Origin of the sequence: Sandaracinus amylolyticus (genome assembly GCF_021631985.1) — a bacterium.
GTDB lineage: Bacteria > Myxococcota_A > Polyangia > Polyangiales > Sandaracinaceae > Sandaracinus > Sandaracinus amylolyticus_A.
Map to the genome: position 1 here is coordinate 5,781,021 of NZ_CP070225.1, position 14,944 is coordinate 5,795,964.

Sequence of the window (14,944 nt, forward strand, 5' to 3'; positions counted from 1 at the left end):
AGCGCCTCGAACATCGCGCGACGACTACGCACGTCTCCGGTGGTGCGCGCCCTAGCTGTGGGGAGCGCCGTGATCGCGCGGACTCATCGGCGGGAGCGCCTCGAGCGTCAGTCGATCCGTCGAGCTCGCCTCGCCGCCGTCGTCCTCCGCACGCATCTGGGCGCGCATCACGTCGCTCATGGCGAGCATGCCCACGAGCCGGTGGGACCCACGCTCCAGCACCGGCAGCTGCCGCACGCCGAGGCGCGTCATGCGCGTCACCGCGCGCAGCAGCGTCTCGTCGGGCACGCAATAGTCGCGGTGCTTCGCGATCTCGCGCACCGGTCGCGCGTCCTCCTTCTCCGCGAGCGAGCGCTGCAGGCGCGCCTCGCTGAGCAGCCCGACGAAGCGTCCGTCGTCGTCGAGGACCGGATAGGTCCCGTGTCCGTGGCTCGCGGTGATCCGTGCGGCGTCGCGCGCGCCCGTCGCGGCGGGGATCGTCACGATGTCGCGGGTCATCGCGCCGGAGACCACGAGCGACGCGAGGGACCCGCGCGACGTCGTCCCGTGGGGCAGCTTGATGCCGTCCTGCGCGAGGAGCGCCTCGTAGATCGGCGTCGGACGGAACCGGCGCGCGATCAGGTACGCGACGCTGTTCGCGATCATCAGCGGTAGCACCAGGCCGTAGCCGTGCGTCATCTCGAAGATGATGAGCACCGACGTGATCGGCGCGCGGATGAGCCCCGCGAAGAGTGCGCCCATTCCCACGAGCGCGAAGGACGTGAGCTCTTGTGACGGCACGTGGTCGAGCGCGAGCACGTCGAGGCTCCCGACGAGGCCCCCGAGCATTGCGCCGACGAAGAGCGAGGGCGCGAAGATGCCTCCTGCGCCGCCGCTCGAGTACGAAGAGACCGTCCCTGCGATCTTGAGCACCACGAGGATCGCGAGCGCGTGCAGCGGGAGCGCGCCCGCGAGCGCGCGCGAGAGCGTCGCGTAGCCGCCACCCGCGACGCCGCTCTCGGACACCGCGACCATCGCGAGCACGACGAGCGCGCCCGTCAGCAGCCCGCCGATCGCCGGCTTGAGCGGCGCGGGCAGTCGCGAGCGCTTCGCTCGCTCACGCTCGAGCAGCAGTAGATCGCCGAACGCGATCGCGACCACGCCCGCGCCCACTCCGAGCAGCGCGTAGAACGGGAGCGACGACGCGTGGTGCAGACCTGCGCCGACGGGTGCGTGCAGCACCGGACTCTCTCCGAGGATCGAGTGCTCGACGACCGCGGCGAGGGCTGCTGCAACGACCACACCCGAGAGCACGGTCTGATCGAGCGTACCGACGACCTCCTCGATGGTGAACGTCACGGCCGCGATCGGCGCGTTGAACGCCGCCGCGATCCCCGCCGCCGAGCCCACCGGGATCAGCTTGCGCAGGTTCGCGGGAGAGAGTGCCAGCCATCGGCCCAGGCTCGTCGCGATCCCCGCGCAGATCTGCACGGTCGGCCCTTCGCGACCGAGCGATGCACCGGTGCCGATCTGGATCGTGCACACGACGAGCTTGCCGAGCGCATCGCGCAGCCGCACGCCCTTGCCCGAATCGATCGAGTACGCCGCCTTGACCTGCGGCACGCCGCTGCCCGCCGCGCTCGGCACGACGTAGTGCAGGAGCAGCCCCGCGATCAGCCCGCCGACCGCCGGCGTGATCGCGACCGCCATCCACCACCACCGCGTCGTCGCGCCACTACGCACCACGCGCTCGATGAGGAGCTCCTGCGCGAGCTGGATCGCCTCGTGGAACGCGACCGCGACGAGCCCACATATCGCCCCGATCGCGATCGTCAGGCCGAAGAGACGCTGGGGCTCGCTCGGCGCGAACCGTAGCGTGATCGCGACCACTCGCTCACGGGCGCGATCCAACAATCGTTGGAGCTCAAACGAATCGACCATCGACGAGACCGTGCAGCGTGAGCGAATGCGAGCGCTCGTGCACGCCCTTGCTCGACGTCAGCGTGCAGGCGGCTCGGGCGCGATCCACGGGAACCAGCGCCCTGCGAGCCGCCGTGTGACCATGAAGATCGAGCGAGAGGTCGATCGACCCACCGCGACGAGAGCGACACCTGCGCGACGCCGCGGCGATGGTCGACGACGTTGTCGGCTCCCGACGACGAGCTTGCTCCGAGTCAGCGCCCGCGCCGGTAGTGCATGGCGACCACGCCGCTGCGGAGCGGCTTCGCCGAGACCAGCTCGAGGCGTCGCGTGCTGGGCAGCCCGCTCTGGTACAGGGTCGGGCCGTGGCCGGCGATCCTGGGGTGGACGAGGAACTTGTACTCGTCGATCAGATCCAGCCGGTCCAGCTCGGTCGCGAGCTTGCCGCTGCCGAGGAGCACACCGGCCGGGGTCGCGTCCTTGAGCTTCTGCACGCCCGAGCGCAGGTCGCCGGCGATGTGGTGGCTGTTGGTCCACGGGAAGTCCTTTCGCGTCGACGACACCACGTACTTCGGCTTGGTCTCCAGCTTGACCGCCCAGTCGCGCATCGCCGGCGGCGCCTCCACGTCGCCGCGGGCGACCGACGGCCAGTAGCTCTCCATCATCTCGTAGGTGACGCGGCCCCACAGCATCGCCCCGCCCTCGTCCATGAGGCGGGTGAAGAAGGCGTGTGTCTCGTCGTCGACGATTCCCTCCTGGTGGTCGACGCAGCCGTCCAGGGTGACGTTCATGCTGAAGGTCAAGAGTCCCATGCGGCGAGTCTAAGCCATACGCGCCGGCGATCGTGACGCCGTGCGGAGCGCGCTGGAGTCGTGCCTTCGCAGCTCTTCTGATCGACGCGCTGATCGCGATGCGGCGAGCCGTCGCGAGTTGACCTTGCTCTGCCGCGCGCTCGAACATCGTGCGATGCGGAGCTCGATCGGGAGTCGCGGCATCGGAGTCGTGGCGTGGTTCGTGATGGCGAGCTGTGCTTGCGATCACGATCCACCTGCTCCCGTGCCTCCTCCGCCACTCACGTCCACGCCGGTTCCGAGGGGCCCTTCGTGCGTGCGCGACGCCGATGGCACGTGCACCGAGTACCCGCCCGATCGCTACGTACCGTCGGCGAGCGAAGACACACCGCGCGACTGCGCGTCGAGCGGTGGGACGTGGTCCAGCGGGCCATGCCCGCGCGAGCGCAGCCTCGGTGACTGCGCGGCGGAGTGGGGCCAGGTGATCGTGTACTACCCCACGTTCCCGGCGGAGCCGCGAGCCCAGTGCGAGGCCTTCGGGTGGCGCTTCTTCGCGTCGCCGTCGTACGTGGCGCCCCCGCCGGAGGTGGTCGCCGCGCCTGCGGCGCCCGAAACCCCTCCGGCCGCGCCTCCGCACGAGCCGTCGTACACGATCGAGCGACCGAGCGGCTTCGTCGAGTGGGACGCGCCGCACCGGCCGGGCATCCGCAACCTCGAAGCGCATCGCTCCGCGCGCGGCTACGGACCGACCGACGCGCACGTCGTGCTCATCGTACGCTCGCAGGTGTTCGCGCCGGAGGCGGTCGCCGGTGGGCTCCAGATCGACTGGGCCGCGTTCGAGCGAGAAGGCGTCCAGGTGCGCTCGCATCGCGATACCGACTCCGCGGGCGCGCCGGGCGTCCGCTACGACACGCTCAGCACGACGGATCGCGGCGAGGTGCAGCACACGTACACGCTGCAGGTCCTCGACGGTACGGTCCTCTACACGACCACCTGCGGGAGCCTGCAGACGACTTCGACGCGCTGGCGCCGCGACTGCGAGCGCGCGCTCGACTCGTTCCGCATCGTGCAACGGGACGAGTGACCGAGCGCGAGCCGACTCGCGTCGATCCTGTGAGACCGGGGATGTTGCCGCGTCGCCCGACTCCGGTGTGCGCGAGCGGGGAGTGAGCGCGTTTCGCCGCGCTCACCCGACGTCTCTCGCTACCTCCCCTTCGGGTTCAAGTCCGCATAGACGCCGTGGAGCATCCCAGTGGCCTGGCCCACCTCGATCAGATAGCCGTCGGGGTCGCGCATGTAGCAGCGCAGCTCGGCTTTGCGATCGATGGGAGGAGTCAGGAACTCGGCGCCCTTGGCGCGCCAGGCCTCGTAACAGGCGTGGATGTCCGCCACGCGGAGGTTCATGAAGCTCGACACGTGGTCGGGATCATCCGGAGCCCGGAGCACCACCTGCGGCTTGTCCGGAGTGGGACCTCCGCCGGGATTCATGATGATCCAGCCATTTGCGAGCTTGACGATGCAGGGGTTCTCGTCGAGCACCACCTTTCCCCCGAGGACCTCGCTGTAGAACCTCCTCGACCGCGCCACGTCGCGCACGGTCAGGAAGTGGGTGAGAACGAACCCCTCGGCGGGAGCGGGCAGGTCTCCTCGATCGTCGTCCATCCCCGCTACCTACGCGCCGCCGCCGCTCGGAAAGCTTCCCATTCGGGCCGTCGGGCGAGAGATTGGCAATGGCGGCCCCGGTGGTCCGAGCGCGAGGTCGGTGAAGCGACTCCGGCAATCGAGTCGCGATCACGACCCACCGAGCTCACTGCTCGACAGCCGACGGGCTCCATGGCCCTGAGACCGCTCTCTCGTGATGACGTTCGAGGTCGAAGAGCGCGTCGCGTTCTGCATCGCACGCTGCGACGAGGCGCTCGCCTGGACGTTACCCCCACTCGTTCTCGATCGTCTGCAACAGGAAGTCGCGGAACGCCGAGACCTCGAGCGGGAGCGGGCGCGTCGACGGATAGACGAGGTTCAGTGCGCCGGCCGAAGGATCGCGTCGAGATCCGCAAACATGACGGGCTTCGGCAGGAAGAGATCGAAGTACCGGAGCATTGTCGCGCTCGGGACGACCGTGCCACTCATCCCGACGATCGCGACGCCGCGCGTCGCCGGATCGACGCGCCCGTTTCGCCAGCATTCCGGGCTCGCGTGCAACTGCAACGCTGAGGAACGGGGAGGTCCTGGGCCGAAGCACGGCTCTTGCTCAGCGCCCGATTCACGTAGTCGAGTCAGCCGCGTGAAGGGCTGTCGCGCGAGCTGCCGTCGGCGTGAAAGCGTCGGTGCGCGACGTAGGCGATGCCGGTCAGCAGCAGGAGCACGCCCGCCGGTGCGCTCTCGGCGAGGGCGTCCCCCGAGGCGGCGTGCGCGACGAGCGCGCCGCTCAAATTGAAGAACACACCCGCGAAGGCCCACTCCTTCAGGCGTGGCCATCGCGCGCCGAAGACGAACGTGACGGCGGCGAGGAGCTTCCAGATGCCCAGCTCGGTCGCGATGTACGCGGGGTAACCGAGGTGCGCTGCTGCCTGCATCGGGATCGGCTGATGGGTGACGTTGGCGAGGCCCGAGATGAAGATCATCGCGGCGAGCAGGCCCGTCGGAATCCAGTATCGGAGTTTCTTCATGGGCTATTGGTAGGAGGTGCGCTATGGACTGTCCATGTCTCGAAAGCCAAAGAAGTTAGCCGAAGCTCCATCTCCGATGGAGCTCCAGGACCCGCGCGGCGACGTCGTCGCGGACGTGCTCGGCGCTTCGCTCCTCCGCCACGCGCTCTACAAGCCGCTCGAGGCGCACGCGCCGTGGGGCATTCGCTTGCCGACGCGATCTCGCGCGAGCTTCTATCTCGTCACGTGTGGCAGCGCGCGCATCGAGGTCGAGGGCGAGCGCGCTCATGTGCTCTCGCCGGGGGAGGTCGCATTCGTTCCGCACGGCACGCCCCACCTGCTGCGCGACTCGGCCGACACGGTCGCCGGGGCCGTGTGCGATGGTCCGCCGACTTCGAACCTCACGCCTCGGCGCATCGGTGGGAGCGGTGCAATCACGAACCTCGTCGCGGGCTTCTTCGAGATTCGCAGCGGGCATGAACCGCCGCTCCTTCAGAAGATGCCGAACCTCGTCGTGCTGTCGTCGAGCGATCCGACGTCGGGCCCGTCGATCGCGGCGCTGGTGCAGCTCGTCCTCGCCGAGAGTGTCGCACCGAAGCCCGCGAGCAGTGTCGTGCTCCAGCGCCTAGCCGACGTGCTCTTCGTCCTCGCGCTTCGATCGGTGCGCGCCTCGGGCCAGTGCAAGGCCCCCGGCATTCCTGCGCTCACCGATCCGCGCATCTACGAGGCATTGAACCTGATGCACGCTCAGATCGCCGAGCCGTGGACCGTGGTGGCGCTCGCGAAGCGGGTGAACATGTCTCGCTCGGGCTTCGCGGCGCGCTTCACCGAGCTCGTCGGCGAGTCGCCCCTCCAATATCTCGCGCGCTGGCGCGTCACACGCGCGGCCGAGCTGCTTCGCGACGGCGACGACGGGATCGAGGCGGTCGCAAACCTCGTCGGCTACGAGAGCCTCCCCGCGTTCAGTCGCGCCTTCAAACGTTGGCAGGGCGAGAGCCCCGCGACCTTCCGCCGCGCGCTCGAACAGCAGGGCCTGCGTCGGAAGTGACGGCGGCCGGCCTTGAAAGGAGAAAACCCCGAAAGGGGCTTTCTCGAAATCTCCGCGGTGAGCGCGACGCTTCGTTCGTTGGGTCTCGCGAAAGCGCCAGCGCCTCTCGGCAACGCGGAGGGCGCGGCCAACCTCGTCGATCGCTGCGATCGCGCGCGTAAGTCGCCGTCGGAGCGACCGGAGCGAGCTGCGCGCACTGCTCCTGCCAAGCGGCCGTCTTCTGCTCATGAAGCGTGACGAGCGCGTTCTCGTGCGCTTGCTCCGCGGCGAGCGCCTCGCGAAGCTCCGCTTCGAGACGCTCGCGGCGTTTCGTCAGGGCGAAGAGCCGCTCGAAGAAGCCTGGCGCGTACGCCTCAAGCTCTGCGCGAGGGTTGGCAGACCTCGACCGATCCACGACGGGCGCAGCCGGCCCGGCAGGATCGACGCGTCTCGCGAGAGCGTTCCAGTCGATGGGATCGAACGCTCTCGCGATGGATCGAAGTCGCAGGACGTGACGCACCACCGTCGCACTACGGAGGCGCCGGGGGACCCCCCCGGCGGGGTGACCGCACCGAGCGACGCGGCTCGATCCGGTCGTCGATCGCTGCGCGGAAGGTCCCGTTGGCGCGATCGCCGCGCAAAAGAACGTTGCCCACCCGGTGGGAAGTCAGTGGGCAAAACACCCGTCAGCGGCCCGATTTCGACCGTGAGCGACTGGCGTTCTGTTCAGTCTCGCGTGGTCACCCGAACGCGCGCTTTCCCGCGCTTTTCTCTGGGTTCCGTCGCGATAGCCGAGGTCGGACTCGAACCGACACTTCCTTTTGGGAAAGCGGATTTTGAATCCGCCGCGTCTGCCATTTCGCCACTCGGCCGTGGTCTTCGCTAACTATCAGGAATCTAAGCTCGGTCGCGCACCATCACGCGAGCCGGATGCTGGCTCGCCCGCGCTCCCCGCGAGCTGTTACCACGCGGCTACCAGGAGCGCATCCGCCACGACGCGAGGCGCCCGACCATCTCGACGAGATCGGAAGCGGCCGCTCGACGCGCCAAGCCGTTGCGCCGACGCGCCAACCACGACTGGCGCGTCGAGGCGCGGAGTATCGTGCGGCATGCCGCCGATCATGCGCCGGACGATCACGAGCTCGCTCCCGTGGGTCCTCTTGCTCAGCGCGTGCGGCAACGCCGCGCCATCGTCGAACGACGCGGGCTCCGGCTGCGAGAGCGCGGGCTATCCCGAGATGACCGGGCCGATCACCGGCCTCGCGGAGAGCTACCAGGCGGGCGATCCGATCGACATCCAGGTGCCGGTCGACGAGGACACCCGGCGGGTCGTGGTCGGCATCTACGAGGTCGGCACCACGCTCTATCTCGGCGGCACCGCGGAGGACGTGTCCTCGAGCACCGCGCAGCTGAGCTTCTTCGCGGGCGTGGCCGACGGCGCGACCGGCACCTTCTATCTCTCGATCGAGCTCTGCTCGACGGAGGTCTGCACCCCGCCGCACGTCCGGAACACCTACCAGCGCGGCGACCGCACGATCCCGCTGGCGAGCGGCGAGGTGTACACCCAGACCCGCGAGCACGTCGGCGGCGAGGCGATGACCGAGGTCTGCCCGACCGCGATCCCGATCCAGAGCTTCGCGATCCACTGATCACATCGCCAGCGCGTGACGCGGGCGTGCCCGGGTGGACAGCCTTTGGGCAGGCGGTGTCCACCCGCCGTCACGTCGCGCGCGGTCTCGTTCGAAACGCAGGGCTTCACGCACGGCACGGGGTCTGCTGAGGTGCGGGCCGTCACCTCGAACAAGGGAGACCCGACGATGAAGGAAGAGACGATCGCGAGCGCAGACGGCACCGAGATCTTCGTGCGGTCGTGGCAGCCGCCGGGCGCGCCGCGCGCGGTGCTGGCGGTGGTGCACGGGTTCAAGTCGCACAGCGGGCTCTACGACTGGGCCGGTCCACGGCTCGCCGAGACCGGGCTCGCGGTGTACGCGCTCGATCTGCGCGGGCACGGCAAGTCGGGCGGCGAGCGGCTCTACGCCGAGAAGATGTCGGAGCTCACCGACGACGTGGACGCGCTCGTGAAGCTCGCGCGCTCGCGCCACCCGGGGCTCGCGGTGTTCGTGCTCGGACACAGCGCGGGCGGCGTCATCTCGTGCATGTACGTGCTCGAGCACCAGAAGGAGCTCGCCGGGTTCATCTGCGAGAGCTTCGCGCACGAGGTGCCCGCGCCCGACTTCGTGCTCGCGGTGCTCAAGGGGCTCAGCCACATCACGCCCCACGCGCACGTGCTGAAGCTCGAGGACGAGGGCTACTCGCGCGATGCGAAGTTCGTGGAGCGGATCAAGAACGACCCGCTGATCCCGAAGATCGCGTACCCCGCGCTCACCGTGGCCGAGATGGTGCGCGCCGACGAGCGCCTCAAGCAGGGCGACTTCGCGAACATCACGCTGCCGGTGCTCATCCTCCACGGCACCGCGGATCGCGTGACGCTGCCCCGCGGGAGCGAGCGCTTCCAGGAGATGGGCGGCTCGGCGGACAAGACGCTGAAGCTCTATCCCGATCACTTCCACGACCTGCTCAACGACTTCGGCCGCGAGGGCGTCCTCACCGACATCACGCAGTGGATCGGAGCGCGCATCCCGCGCTGACGACGGACCGGAGCCCACGCGCTCGGCCACTCGAGGAGGCTCGATGGACCTCACGTACCTCGGCACCGCGACGCTCGCGCTGCGCGCGGGCAGCACGACGCTGCTCACCGATCCCGTGTTCGATCCCGTGGGATCGAAGTACGACTTCGGGCTCTGGTTCACGCCGCGCTCGTGGTTCTCGTCGGAGAAGCTCTACGCGTCGCCGGTGCCGCCGCGCGGGCCCTTCGACGCGGTGCTGCTCAGCCACGATCACCACGCCGACAACCTCGATCAGGCGGGGCGCGATCTCGTGGCCGACGAGGCGAAGGTCTCCCGAGTGCTCACGACGGTGCCGAGCGCGCGGCGGCTCGCGCGACCGCGCGGAACGGACGACGCGCCGGGCAAGGGCCTCGGCCTCGGAGGACGCGCGCAGGGGCTGCGTCCCGGCGTCAGCACGCGCGTCGGTGAGGTGACGATCACCGCGACTCCGGCGCGACACGGGCCCTCGTACGCGCCGCAGGCGCATCAGGTGACGGGCTTCTTGATCGACGTCGATCACGGGCCGCGCATCTGGATCTCCGGAGACACCGTGATGTTCCCGGCGCTCGAGAGCGAGCTGCGGCGCATCGGGCGCGAGCGACCGGTCGACGTCGCGGTGGTGCACTGCGGCGCGGTCGGGTTCCCGCGTGCGCTCGGGTTCTCGCACGCGCGCTTCACCTTCGACGCCGCCGAGGCGATCACGGCGTGCGAGCTCGTCGGCGCGCGCACGGTGGTGCCGGTGCATCGCGCGGGCTGGGCGCACTTCCGCGAGCCCGAGCCCACACTGCGCGCGGCGTTCGACACGACCCCACTGGCGGATCGGACGCGCTGGCTCGAAGTCGGCGGCACCCTCCCCTTCTGACCTCCGACCGGAACACTCGTCCCATGAAGAACAAGACCATCTTCCTCGCCGCGGGGCTCCGCACACCTTTCACGCGCGTCGACGGCGGCCTCGCCGGTCGCGACGCGATCACGATGAGCGCGCCGGTGATGCAGGCGATGGCCGCGAAGGTCAGTGGTCGCATCGACGTCGCGGCGTGGGGCACGGTCATCCCGAACCTCGGCTGGAGCAACCTCGCGCGCGAGGCGTGGCTCGAGGCGAAGCTCGATCCCACGGTGCCGACGTTCTCGGTGGTGATGCAGTGCTCGACCAGCATGGTCGCGGCGTTCAACGTCGCGGGCGTGGTCGCGCACGGCGGCGCCGAGCTCGGGATGGCGGGCGGCGTGGAGAGCATGAGCCACGTGCAGATGGGCCTGACGCCGCGGCTCTCCGACTCGTTCCGCAAGATCGCGCGGGCGCGCAATTGGAAGGTGCGCTCGGCGGCGATCGGCGAGGTGAAGCCGCGCGACGTGCGCATCCAGGTGCAGGCGATCGCGAACCGCGCGACCGGCAAGAGCATGGGGCAGCACTCGGACGAGACCGCGTACGAGTGGAAGATCGCGCGCGCCGATCAGGATGCGCTCGCGCTCGAGGGACATCGCCGCGCGGTCGCCGCGCAGAAGCGCGGGTTCTTCGACGATCTGATCGTGGGCGTCGACGGAGTGACGAAGGACGCGTTCCCGCGCGCCGAGACGTCGCTCGAGGCGCTGGCGAAGCTGCCGCCGGCGTTCGATCGCGAGCGCGGCACCGCGACCGCGGGCAACTCGTCGCCGCTCACCGACGGCGCGGCGGGCGTGTGGGTCGCGAGCGAAGAAGGGCTCGCGCGACTGCCCGCGTCGACGCCGCGCGCGCGCCTCGTCGACTACGAGCTCGCGGCGATCGACCTCTACCACGAGGGGCTGCTGATGGCGCCCGCATATGCGATCCCGCGCCTGCTCGCGCGCAACGGGCTGCGCTACGACGACATCGCGCTCTGGGAGATCCACGAGGCGTTCTCGGCGCAGATCCTCTACCAGCTCGCGGCGCTCGACTCGCCCGCGTTCCTGAAGGAGAAGGCGCACGTCGAGGCAAACCTCGGCAAGGTGCCGCGCGATCGACTCAACCCGAACGGCGGCAGCGTCGCGCTCGGTCATCCGTTCGGCGCGACCGGCGCGCGCATCCTGAGCCAGGCGCTCAAGGAGCTCTCGACGATGCCGCGCGGCTCGAAGGCGATCGTGAGCATCTGCGCCGACGGTGGCGTCGGCAGCGTCGCGCTCCTCGAGGTCTAGAGCGGAGCGCGCGGGAGGGTCACCGCCATCGACGCGCCACCCGAGGCGCGGTTGGTGGCGGTGATCTTTCCGTCGAAGAGCTCGAGGATCGATCGGCAGATCGACAGGCCCATGCCCATCCCCTGGGCCTTGGTCGTGAAGAACGCGTCGAAGATGCGATCGAGATCGGCCTCGGGGATGCCCGGGCCCTCGTCGTCGATCGTCATGCGCGCACGGGTGTCGTCGAGCTCGGTGCGCACGGTGATGCGGCGCGAGCCCTCGGGGCGCGACGCCATCGCGTGCACCGCGTTCGCGATCAGGTTCACGACGACTTGCTGGAGGAGCACGCGATCGGCGAGCACACGCGCGCCGGTGGGCTCGCGATGCACGGCCACGTGCTGCGCGCGCAGCTCGTGGCCGAGGAAGAGCAGCGCGTCGTCGACGATCGCGTCGAGCGCGATCTCCGCGCGCACCGGCGCGCGCAGCGCGACCATCTCGCGGATGCGCGTGATGACCGCGCCGGCGCGCTTCGCGTCGGCGTGCACGCGCGTCAGCAGCGCGCGGACCTCGGTGAGATCGGGGTCCGGCCGGCCCAGCCAGCGCATCGCGGCGCCGGCGTTCAGCGCGATCGCGGCGAGCGGCTGGTTCACCTCGTGGGCGATCGACGCGGTGAGCTCGCCGACCATCGAGACGCGCGCAGCGTGCGCCGCCTCGGCCTGCAGGCGCGCGAGCTGCTGGCGCGCGCGCACGAGCTCCGAGATGTCGACGATGCCCACGAGGCTCACCGTGGGATCGCTCGCGGGCCCGGGTCGCGCGACCGCGAACAGCACGTCGATCACGCGACCGTCGAGCGTGTCGATCTGGGTCTCTTCCTGGAACGTCGGCTCGCCACGATAACGAGCCTCCATCGCGCGGCGGAACGTGTCGGGGCGCGCCTTCCAGAACCGCGCGACCGAGCCCGCGAAGTCCTGGGGCTCGCGCCCGCCGAGCATCGCCATCGTCGGCTGGTTCACCTCGCGCACCACCATGCCCTCGAGACACTGGCGCAGCAGATCGGGATCGCGATCGAAGCTCTCGGCGAGGTCCTTCACGCCCGCGGCGCGCGCCCCCTTGAAGACTCCGACGGTGCCGCGCGCATCGAGCTGCCAGAGCGCGAGCGGCATGTGATGGAAGAGATGGCGGTAGCGCTGCTCGCTCCGCTCGAGCGCGTCGTGCGCGCGCTTGCGCGCGGTGATGTCGACGACGCCGACGACGACCTTGCCGCGCGCGACGGTCTCCGCGGGGAAGCACGCGGTGAAGAGCACATCGAGCTCGCGCCCGTCGATCGCGCGGAGCTTGGTCTCCTGGGAGTAGCTCGAGCGACCGCCGATCGCGGCGAGCAGGCTCTCGAGGAACACCCAGTTGCTCTCGTCCGGCCAGAACGGCTCGACCGATGCGAGCAGCTCGTCCTTGTCGCCGCGACCGAAGAGCACGAGGGTCTGATCGTTCACGTCGAGGACGCGCGTGGCGCGCATCATCGCGCGCAGCGTCTCGGGGTGCGCGGTCAGGTGCTCGCGCAGATCGCGCACGCCGCTCGCGGTGAGCTCGCGGAGCATCGCGCCGACCTTGGAGAAGTCGAGCTCCCAGAACGACGCGGCCATCGCGCCGAAGAGGTTCCGATAGCGACGCTCGCTGCGCTCGAGCGCGGTGCGCTGGCGATGGTGCTCGGTGACGTCCTGCGCGATCTCGAGGATCTCGCCGCGCCGCGCGATCGCACGCACCAGGAGCACGCGCGCCTCGGCCCGCACGCTGCGCCGCGTGACCTGGCCCTCCCAGCGTCCGCCCGACGCGAGCGCGGCCTCGATCGCCGCGATCCCGCCCTCGACGTCGGTCTCGACGAGCTCGGCGAACACGCGCCCGATCGCCTCCGACGCGGGCCATCCGTAGAGCGCGTGCGCGGCTGGATTCCATGCGAGCACGCGACCGTCGAGCGAGCGGGCGACGACGGCGTCCCGGGAGAGCTCGACTGCATCGCTCGCGCGCGCGAGATCGATCGGCTCGATCGACGACACGCGCCGACCTTGGATGGGAGCGCGCGCGAGATCAACTCCGATCGTCGTGACCGAGGACCGTCGCCGGTGTCGATCGGCTGACACTCGACGAACGCGGATCGCCGCACGGCGTGGGCGCGCGGCGTGGCACGCGCGCTGCTCGGAGAGCGCACGCGACGCGCTCGGGCGCGCACCACACGGAGCCTCGATGACCACGATCGGAACGACCCCGAACACTCCTGCGGCGAAGGCGACGACACCGCCCGGCTATCGCCTCGGCGATCCCACGCTGCCGCGCTCACCGGTCACGCTCGCCGAGCTCGACGAGCTGCGGAGCACGCTGCTCATGAGCGACGACGATCTCACGCACCTCCGCCTCGCGGGCGAGGTCGTGCGCGATCAGATCGAGGACATCCTCGACGTCTGGTACGGGTTCGTCGGCGCGAATCCGCACCTCGTCCGCTACTTCTCGAACCTCTCGGACGGCAAGCCCAACGCGGAGTACCTCGCGCGTGTGCGCGCGCGCTTCGCGCAGTGGATCCGCGACACGACCGCGGCTCGTTACGACCAGGCGTGGCTCGACTACCAGCACGAGGTCGGGCTCCGACACCGCAAGCCGGGGAAGAACGCGACCGACGGTGTCGCGTCGGTTCCGCACATCCCGCTGCGCTACGTCCTCGCGTTCGTGATGCCGCTCTCGGCGACGATGACGCCCTTCCTCGCGAAGAAGGGCCATCCGCCCGAGACCGTCGCGAAGATGCGCGACGCGTGGACGAAGGCGGTGCAGCTCACCGCGATCCTGTGGTCCGAGCCGTACGTGAAGGACGGCGAGTTCTGATCCCCGAGCCCCCGACGACGAAGGAGCGAATCACCATGGCGACCATCACGACCCGCGACGGAACGACGATCTACTACCGCGACTGGGGCAAGGGACAGCCCGTGCTCTTCAGCCACGGCTGGCCGCTCACCGGCGACGCCTGGGAGGACCAGATGATGCTCTTCGCGTCGAACGGCTTCCGCGCGATCGCCCACGATCGACGCGGCCACGGCCGCTCGAGCCAGCCCTCCGAGGGCAACCACATGGATCAGTACGCGGACGATCTGCAGGAGCTGATCGAGGCGCTCGATCTCCAGAAGCTGATCCTGATCGGCCACTCGACGGGAGGCGGCGAGGTGACGCGCTACATCGGGCGCCACGGCACGAAGCGCGTCGCGAAGCTCGTGCTCGTCGGCGCGGTGCCGCCGATCATGCTGAAGACCGCGGCGGCGCCCGGTGGGCTCCCGATCGAGGCGTTCGACGCGATCCGCAAGGGCGTCGCCGAGGATCGCTCGCAGTTCTACCAGGACCTCACGACGCCGTTCTTCGGTGCGAACCGCCCGGGCGCGAAGGTCTCGCAGGGCACGCGCGACAGCTTCTGGCTCCAGGGGATGATGGGCGGCCTGAAGAACCAGTACGAGTGCATCGCGGCGTTCTCGGCGACCGACTTCACGCAGGACCTCGCGCGGGTCGACGTGCCGACGCTCGTCATCCACGGCGACGACGATCAGATCGTGCCCTTCGCGAACTCGGCGAAGCGCACGGTCGAGCTGGTGAAGGGCGCGAAGCTGAAGGTCTATCCGGGCGGCGATCACGGCCTCGCGCAGACGCGCAAGGTCGAGCTCGGCGACGACCTGCTCGCGTTCGCTCGAGCGTGATCCCCGCGGGGCGCGGCATCTTCGTTCGTCATTCGACGATTGCGATCGCAACGGATCTGGT

At 69.8% G+C, this 14,944-nt stretch carries 14 protein-coding genes and 1 tRNA gene; 8 read left to right on the plus strand and 7 right to left on the minus strand.

Features of this window, described 5'->3' with window-relative positions; all coding sequences use genetic code 11:
- Positions 1 to 51 precede the first annotated feature (51 nt).
- Positions 52 to 1,920, minus strand: a complete 1,869-nt coding sequence (locus tag I5071_RS24470) for a chloride channel protein (protein WP_236515235.1) — start codon at positions 1,918 to 1,920, stop codon at positions 52 to 54.
- A gap of 233 nt (positions 1,921 to 2,153) precedes the next feature.
- A complete protein-coding gene (locus I5071_RS24475; protein WP_236515236.1) occupies positions 2,154 to 2,711 on the minus strand; it encodes a dihydrofolate reductase family protein in 558 nt (185 codons plus the stop codon).
- A 295-nt stretch (positions 2,712 to 3,006) separates the two neighbouring features.
- Here I5071_RS24475 and I5071_RS24480 point away from each other — a divergent pair, with 295 nt between their 5' ends.
- Positions 3,007 to 3,774 carry a hypothetical protein gene (locus tag I5071_RS24480; protein ID WP_236515237.1) on the plus strand — a complete coding sequence of 256 codons (768 nt, stop codon included), beginning with the start codon at positions 3,007 to 3,009 and terminating at the stop codon, positions 3,772 to 3,774.
- Positions 3,775 to 3,893: 119 nt separating this feature from the next.
- Here I5071_RS24480 and I5071_RS24485 read toward each other — a convergent pair whose 3' ends face one another.
- The 3 genes from I5071_RS24485 to I5071_RS24495 all read right to left on the minus strand — a co-directional run bounded on the left by I5071_RS24485 (position 3,894) and on the right by I5071_RS24495 (position 5,359).
- Complete coding sequence (locus I5071_RS24485; protein WP_236515238.1) at positions 3,894 to 4,352, minus strand: VOC family protein; 459 nt, start codon at positions 4,350 to 4,352, stop codon at positions 3,894 to 3,896.
- Between the two features lie 357 nt (positions 4,353 to 4,709).
- On the minus strand, positions 4,710 to 4,898 hold the full coding sequence (locus I5071_RS24490; protein ID WP_236515239.1) for a hypothetical protein: 189 nt from the start codon (positions 4,896 to 4,898) through the stop codon (positions 4,710 to 4,712).
- A 68-nt stretch (positions 4,899 to 4,966) separates the two neighbouring features.
- Complete coding sequence (locus I5071_RS24495; RefSeq protein WP_236515240.1) at positions 4,967 to 5,359, minus strand: DoxX family protein; 393 nt, start codon at positions 5,357 to 5,359, stop codon at positions 4,967 to 4,969.
- 34 nt (positions 5,360 to 5,393) lie between these two features.
- Here I5071_RS24495 and I5071_RS24500 point away from each other — a divergent pair, with 34 nt between their 5' ends.
- Positions 5,394 to 6,386: an AraC family transcriptional regulator gene (locus I5071_RS24500; RefSeq protein WP_236515241.1), complete on the plus strand. Its 993-nt coding sequence runs from the start codon at positions 5,394 to 5,396 to the stop codon at positions 6,384 to 6,386.
- A 767-nt stretch (positions 6,387 to 7,153) separates the two neighbouring features.
- On the opposite strand, the gene I5071_RS24505 is transcribed toward I5071_RS24500, so the two are convergent.
- Positions 7,154 to 7,237, minus strand: a tRNA-Leu gene (locus I5071_RS24505).
- 249 nt (positions 7,238 to 7,486) lie between these two features.
- On the opposite strand from I5071_RS24505, the gene I5071_RS24510 reads away from it, so the two are divergent.
- The 4 genes from I5071_RS24510 to I5071_RS24525 all read left to right on the plus strand — a co-directional run bounded on the left by I5071_RS24510 (position 7,487) and on the right by I5071_RS24525 (position 11,179).
- Complete coding sequence (locus I5071_RS24510; RefSeq protein ID WP_236515242.1) at positions 7,487 to 8,014, plus strand: hypothetical protein; 528 nt, start codon at positions 7,487 to 7,489, stop codon at positions 8,012 to 8,014.
- A gap of 168 nt (positions 8,015 to 8,182) precedes the next feature.
- Positions 8,183 to 9,013, plus strand: a complete 831-nt coding sequence (locus I5071_RS24515; RefSeq protein WP_236515243.1) for an alpha/beta hydrolase — start codon at positions 8,183 to 8,185, stop codon at positions 9,011 to 9,013.
- A 43-nt stretch (positions 9,014 to 9,056) separates the two neighbouring features.
- On the plus strand, positions 9,057 to 9,893 hold the full coding sequence (locus I5071_RS24520) for an MBL fold metallo-hydrolase (protein ID WP_236515244.1): 837 nt from the start codon (positions 9,057 to 9,059) through the stop codon (positions 9,891 to 9,893).
- 23 nt (positions 9,894 to 9,916) lie between these two features.
- Entirely contained in the window at positions 9,917 to 11,179 is a 1,263-nt protein-coding gene (locus I5071_RS24525) for an acetyl-CoA C-acyltransferase (protein WP_236515245.1), read from the plus strand.
- Here I5071_RS24525 and I5071_RS24530 read toward each other — a convergent pair.
- Positions 11,176 to 13,209 carry a PAS domain-containing sensor histidine kinase gene (locus I5071_RS24530; protein ID WP_236515246.1) on the minus strand — a complete coding sequence of 678 codons (2,034 nt, stop codon included), beginning with the start codon at positions 13,207 to 13,209 and terminating at the stop codon, positions 11,176 to 11,178. The two genes, I5071_RS24525 and I5071_RS24530, sit on opposite strands and share 4 nt — an antisense overlap.
- Positions 13,210 to 13,396: 187 nt before the next feature.
- On the opposite strand from I5071_RS24530, the gene I5071_RS24535 reads away from it, so the two are divergent.
- Together I5071_RS24535 and I5071_RS24540 are read left to right on the plus strand one after the other, a co-directional pair.
- Entirely contained in the window at positions 13,397 to 14,026 is a 630-nt protein-coding gene (locus I5071_RS24535; RefSeq protein ID WP_236515247.1) for a protoglobin domain-containing protein, read from the plus strand.
- A gap of 35 nt (positions 14,027 to 14,061) precedes the next feature.
- A complete protein-coding gene (locus tag I5071_RS24540) occupies positions 14,062 to 14,883 on the plus strand; it encodes an alpha/beta fold hydrolase (RefSeq protein WP_236515248.1) in 822 nt (273 codons plus the stop codon).
- Positions 14,884 to 14,944: the final 61 nt, after the last annotated feature.

Coding starts and splice junctions, on each gene's coding strand:
- I5071_RS24470 (WP_236515235.1), bottom strand. CDS start 1,920: ATGGTCGATTCGTTTGAGCTCCAACGATTGTTGGATCGCGCCCGTGAG.
- I5071_RS24475 (WP_236515236.1), bottom strand. CDS start 2,711: ATGGGACTCTTGACCTTCAGCATGAACGTCACCCTGGACGGCTGCGTC.
- I5071_RS24485 (WP_236515238.1), bottom strand. CDS start 4,352: ATGGACGACGATCGAGGAGACCTGCCCGCTCCCGCCGAGGGGTTCGTT.
- I5071_RS24495 (WP_236515240.1), bottom strand. CDS start 5,359: ATGAAGAAACTCCGATACTGGATTCCGACGGGCCTGCTCGCCGCGATG.
- I5071_RS24500 (WP_236515241.1), top strand. CDS start 5,394: ATGTCTCGAAAGCCAAAGAAGTTAGCCGAAGCTCCATCTCCGATGGAG.
- I5071_RS24510 (WP_236515242.1), top strand. CDS start 7,487: ATGCGCCGGACGATCACGAGCTCGCTCCCGTGGGTCCTCTTGCTCAGC.
- I5071_RS24515 (WP_236515243.1), top strand. CDS start 8,183: ATGAAGGAAGAGACGATCGCGAGCGCAGACGGCACCGAGATCTTCGTG.
- I5071_RS24520 (WP_236515244.1), top strand. CDS start 9,057: ATGGACCTCACGTACCTCGGCACCGCGACGCTCGCGCTGCGCGCGGGC.
- I5071_RS24525 (WP_236515245.1), top strand. CDS start 9,917: ATGAAGAACAAGACCATCTTCCTCGCCGCGGGGCTCCGCACACCTTTC.
- I5071_RS24535 (WP_236515247.1), top strand. CDS start 13,397: ATGACCACGATCGGAACGACCCCGAACACTCCTGCGGCGAAGGCGACG.
- I5071_RS24540 (WP_236515248.1), top strand. CDS start 14,062: ATGGCGACCATCACGACCCGCGACGGAACGACGATCTACTACCGCGAC.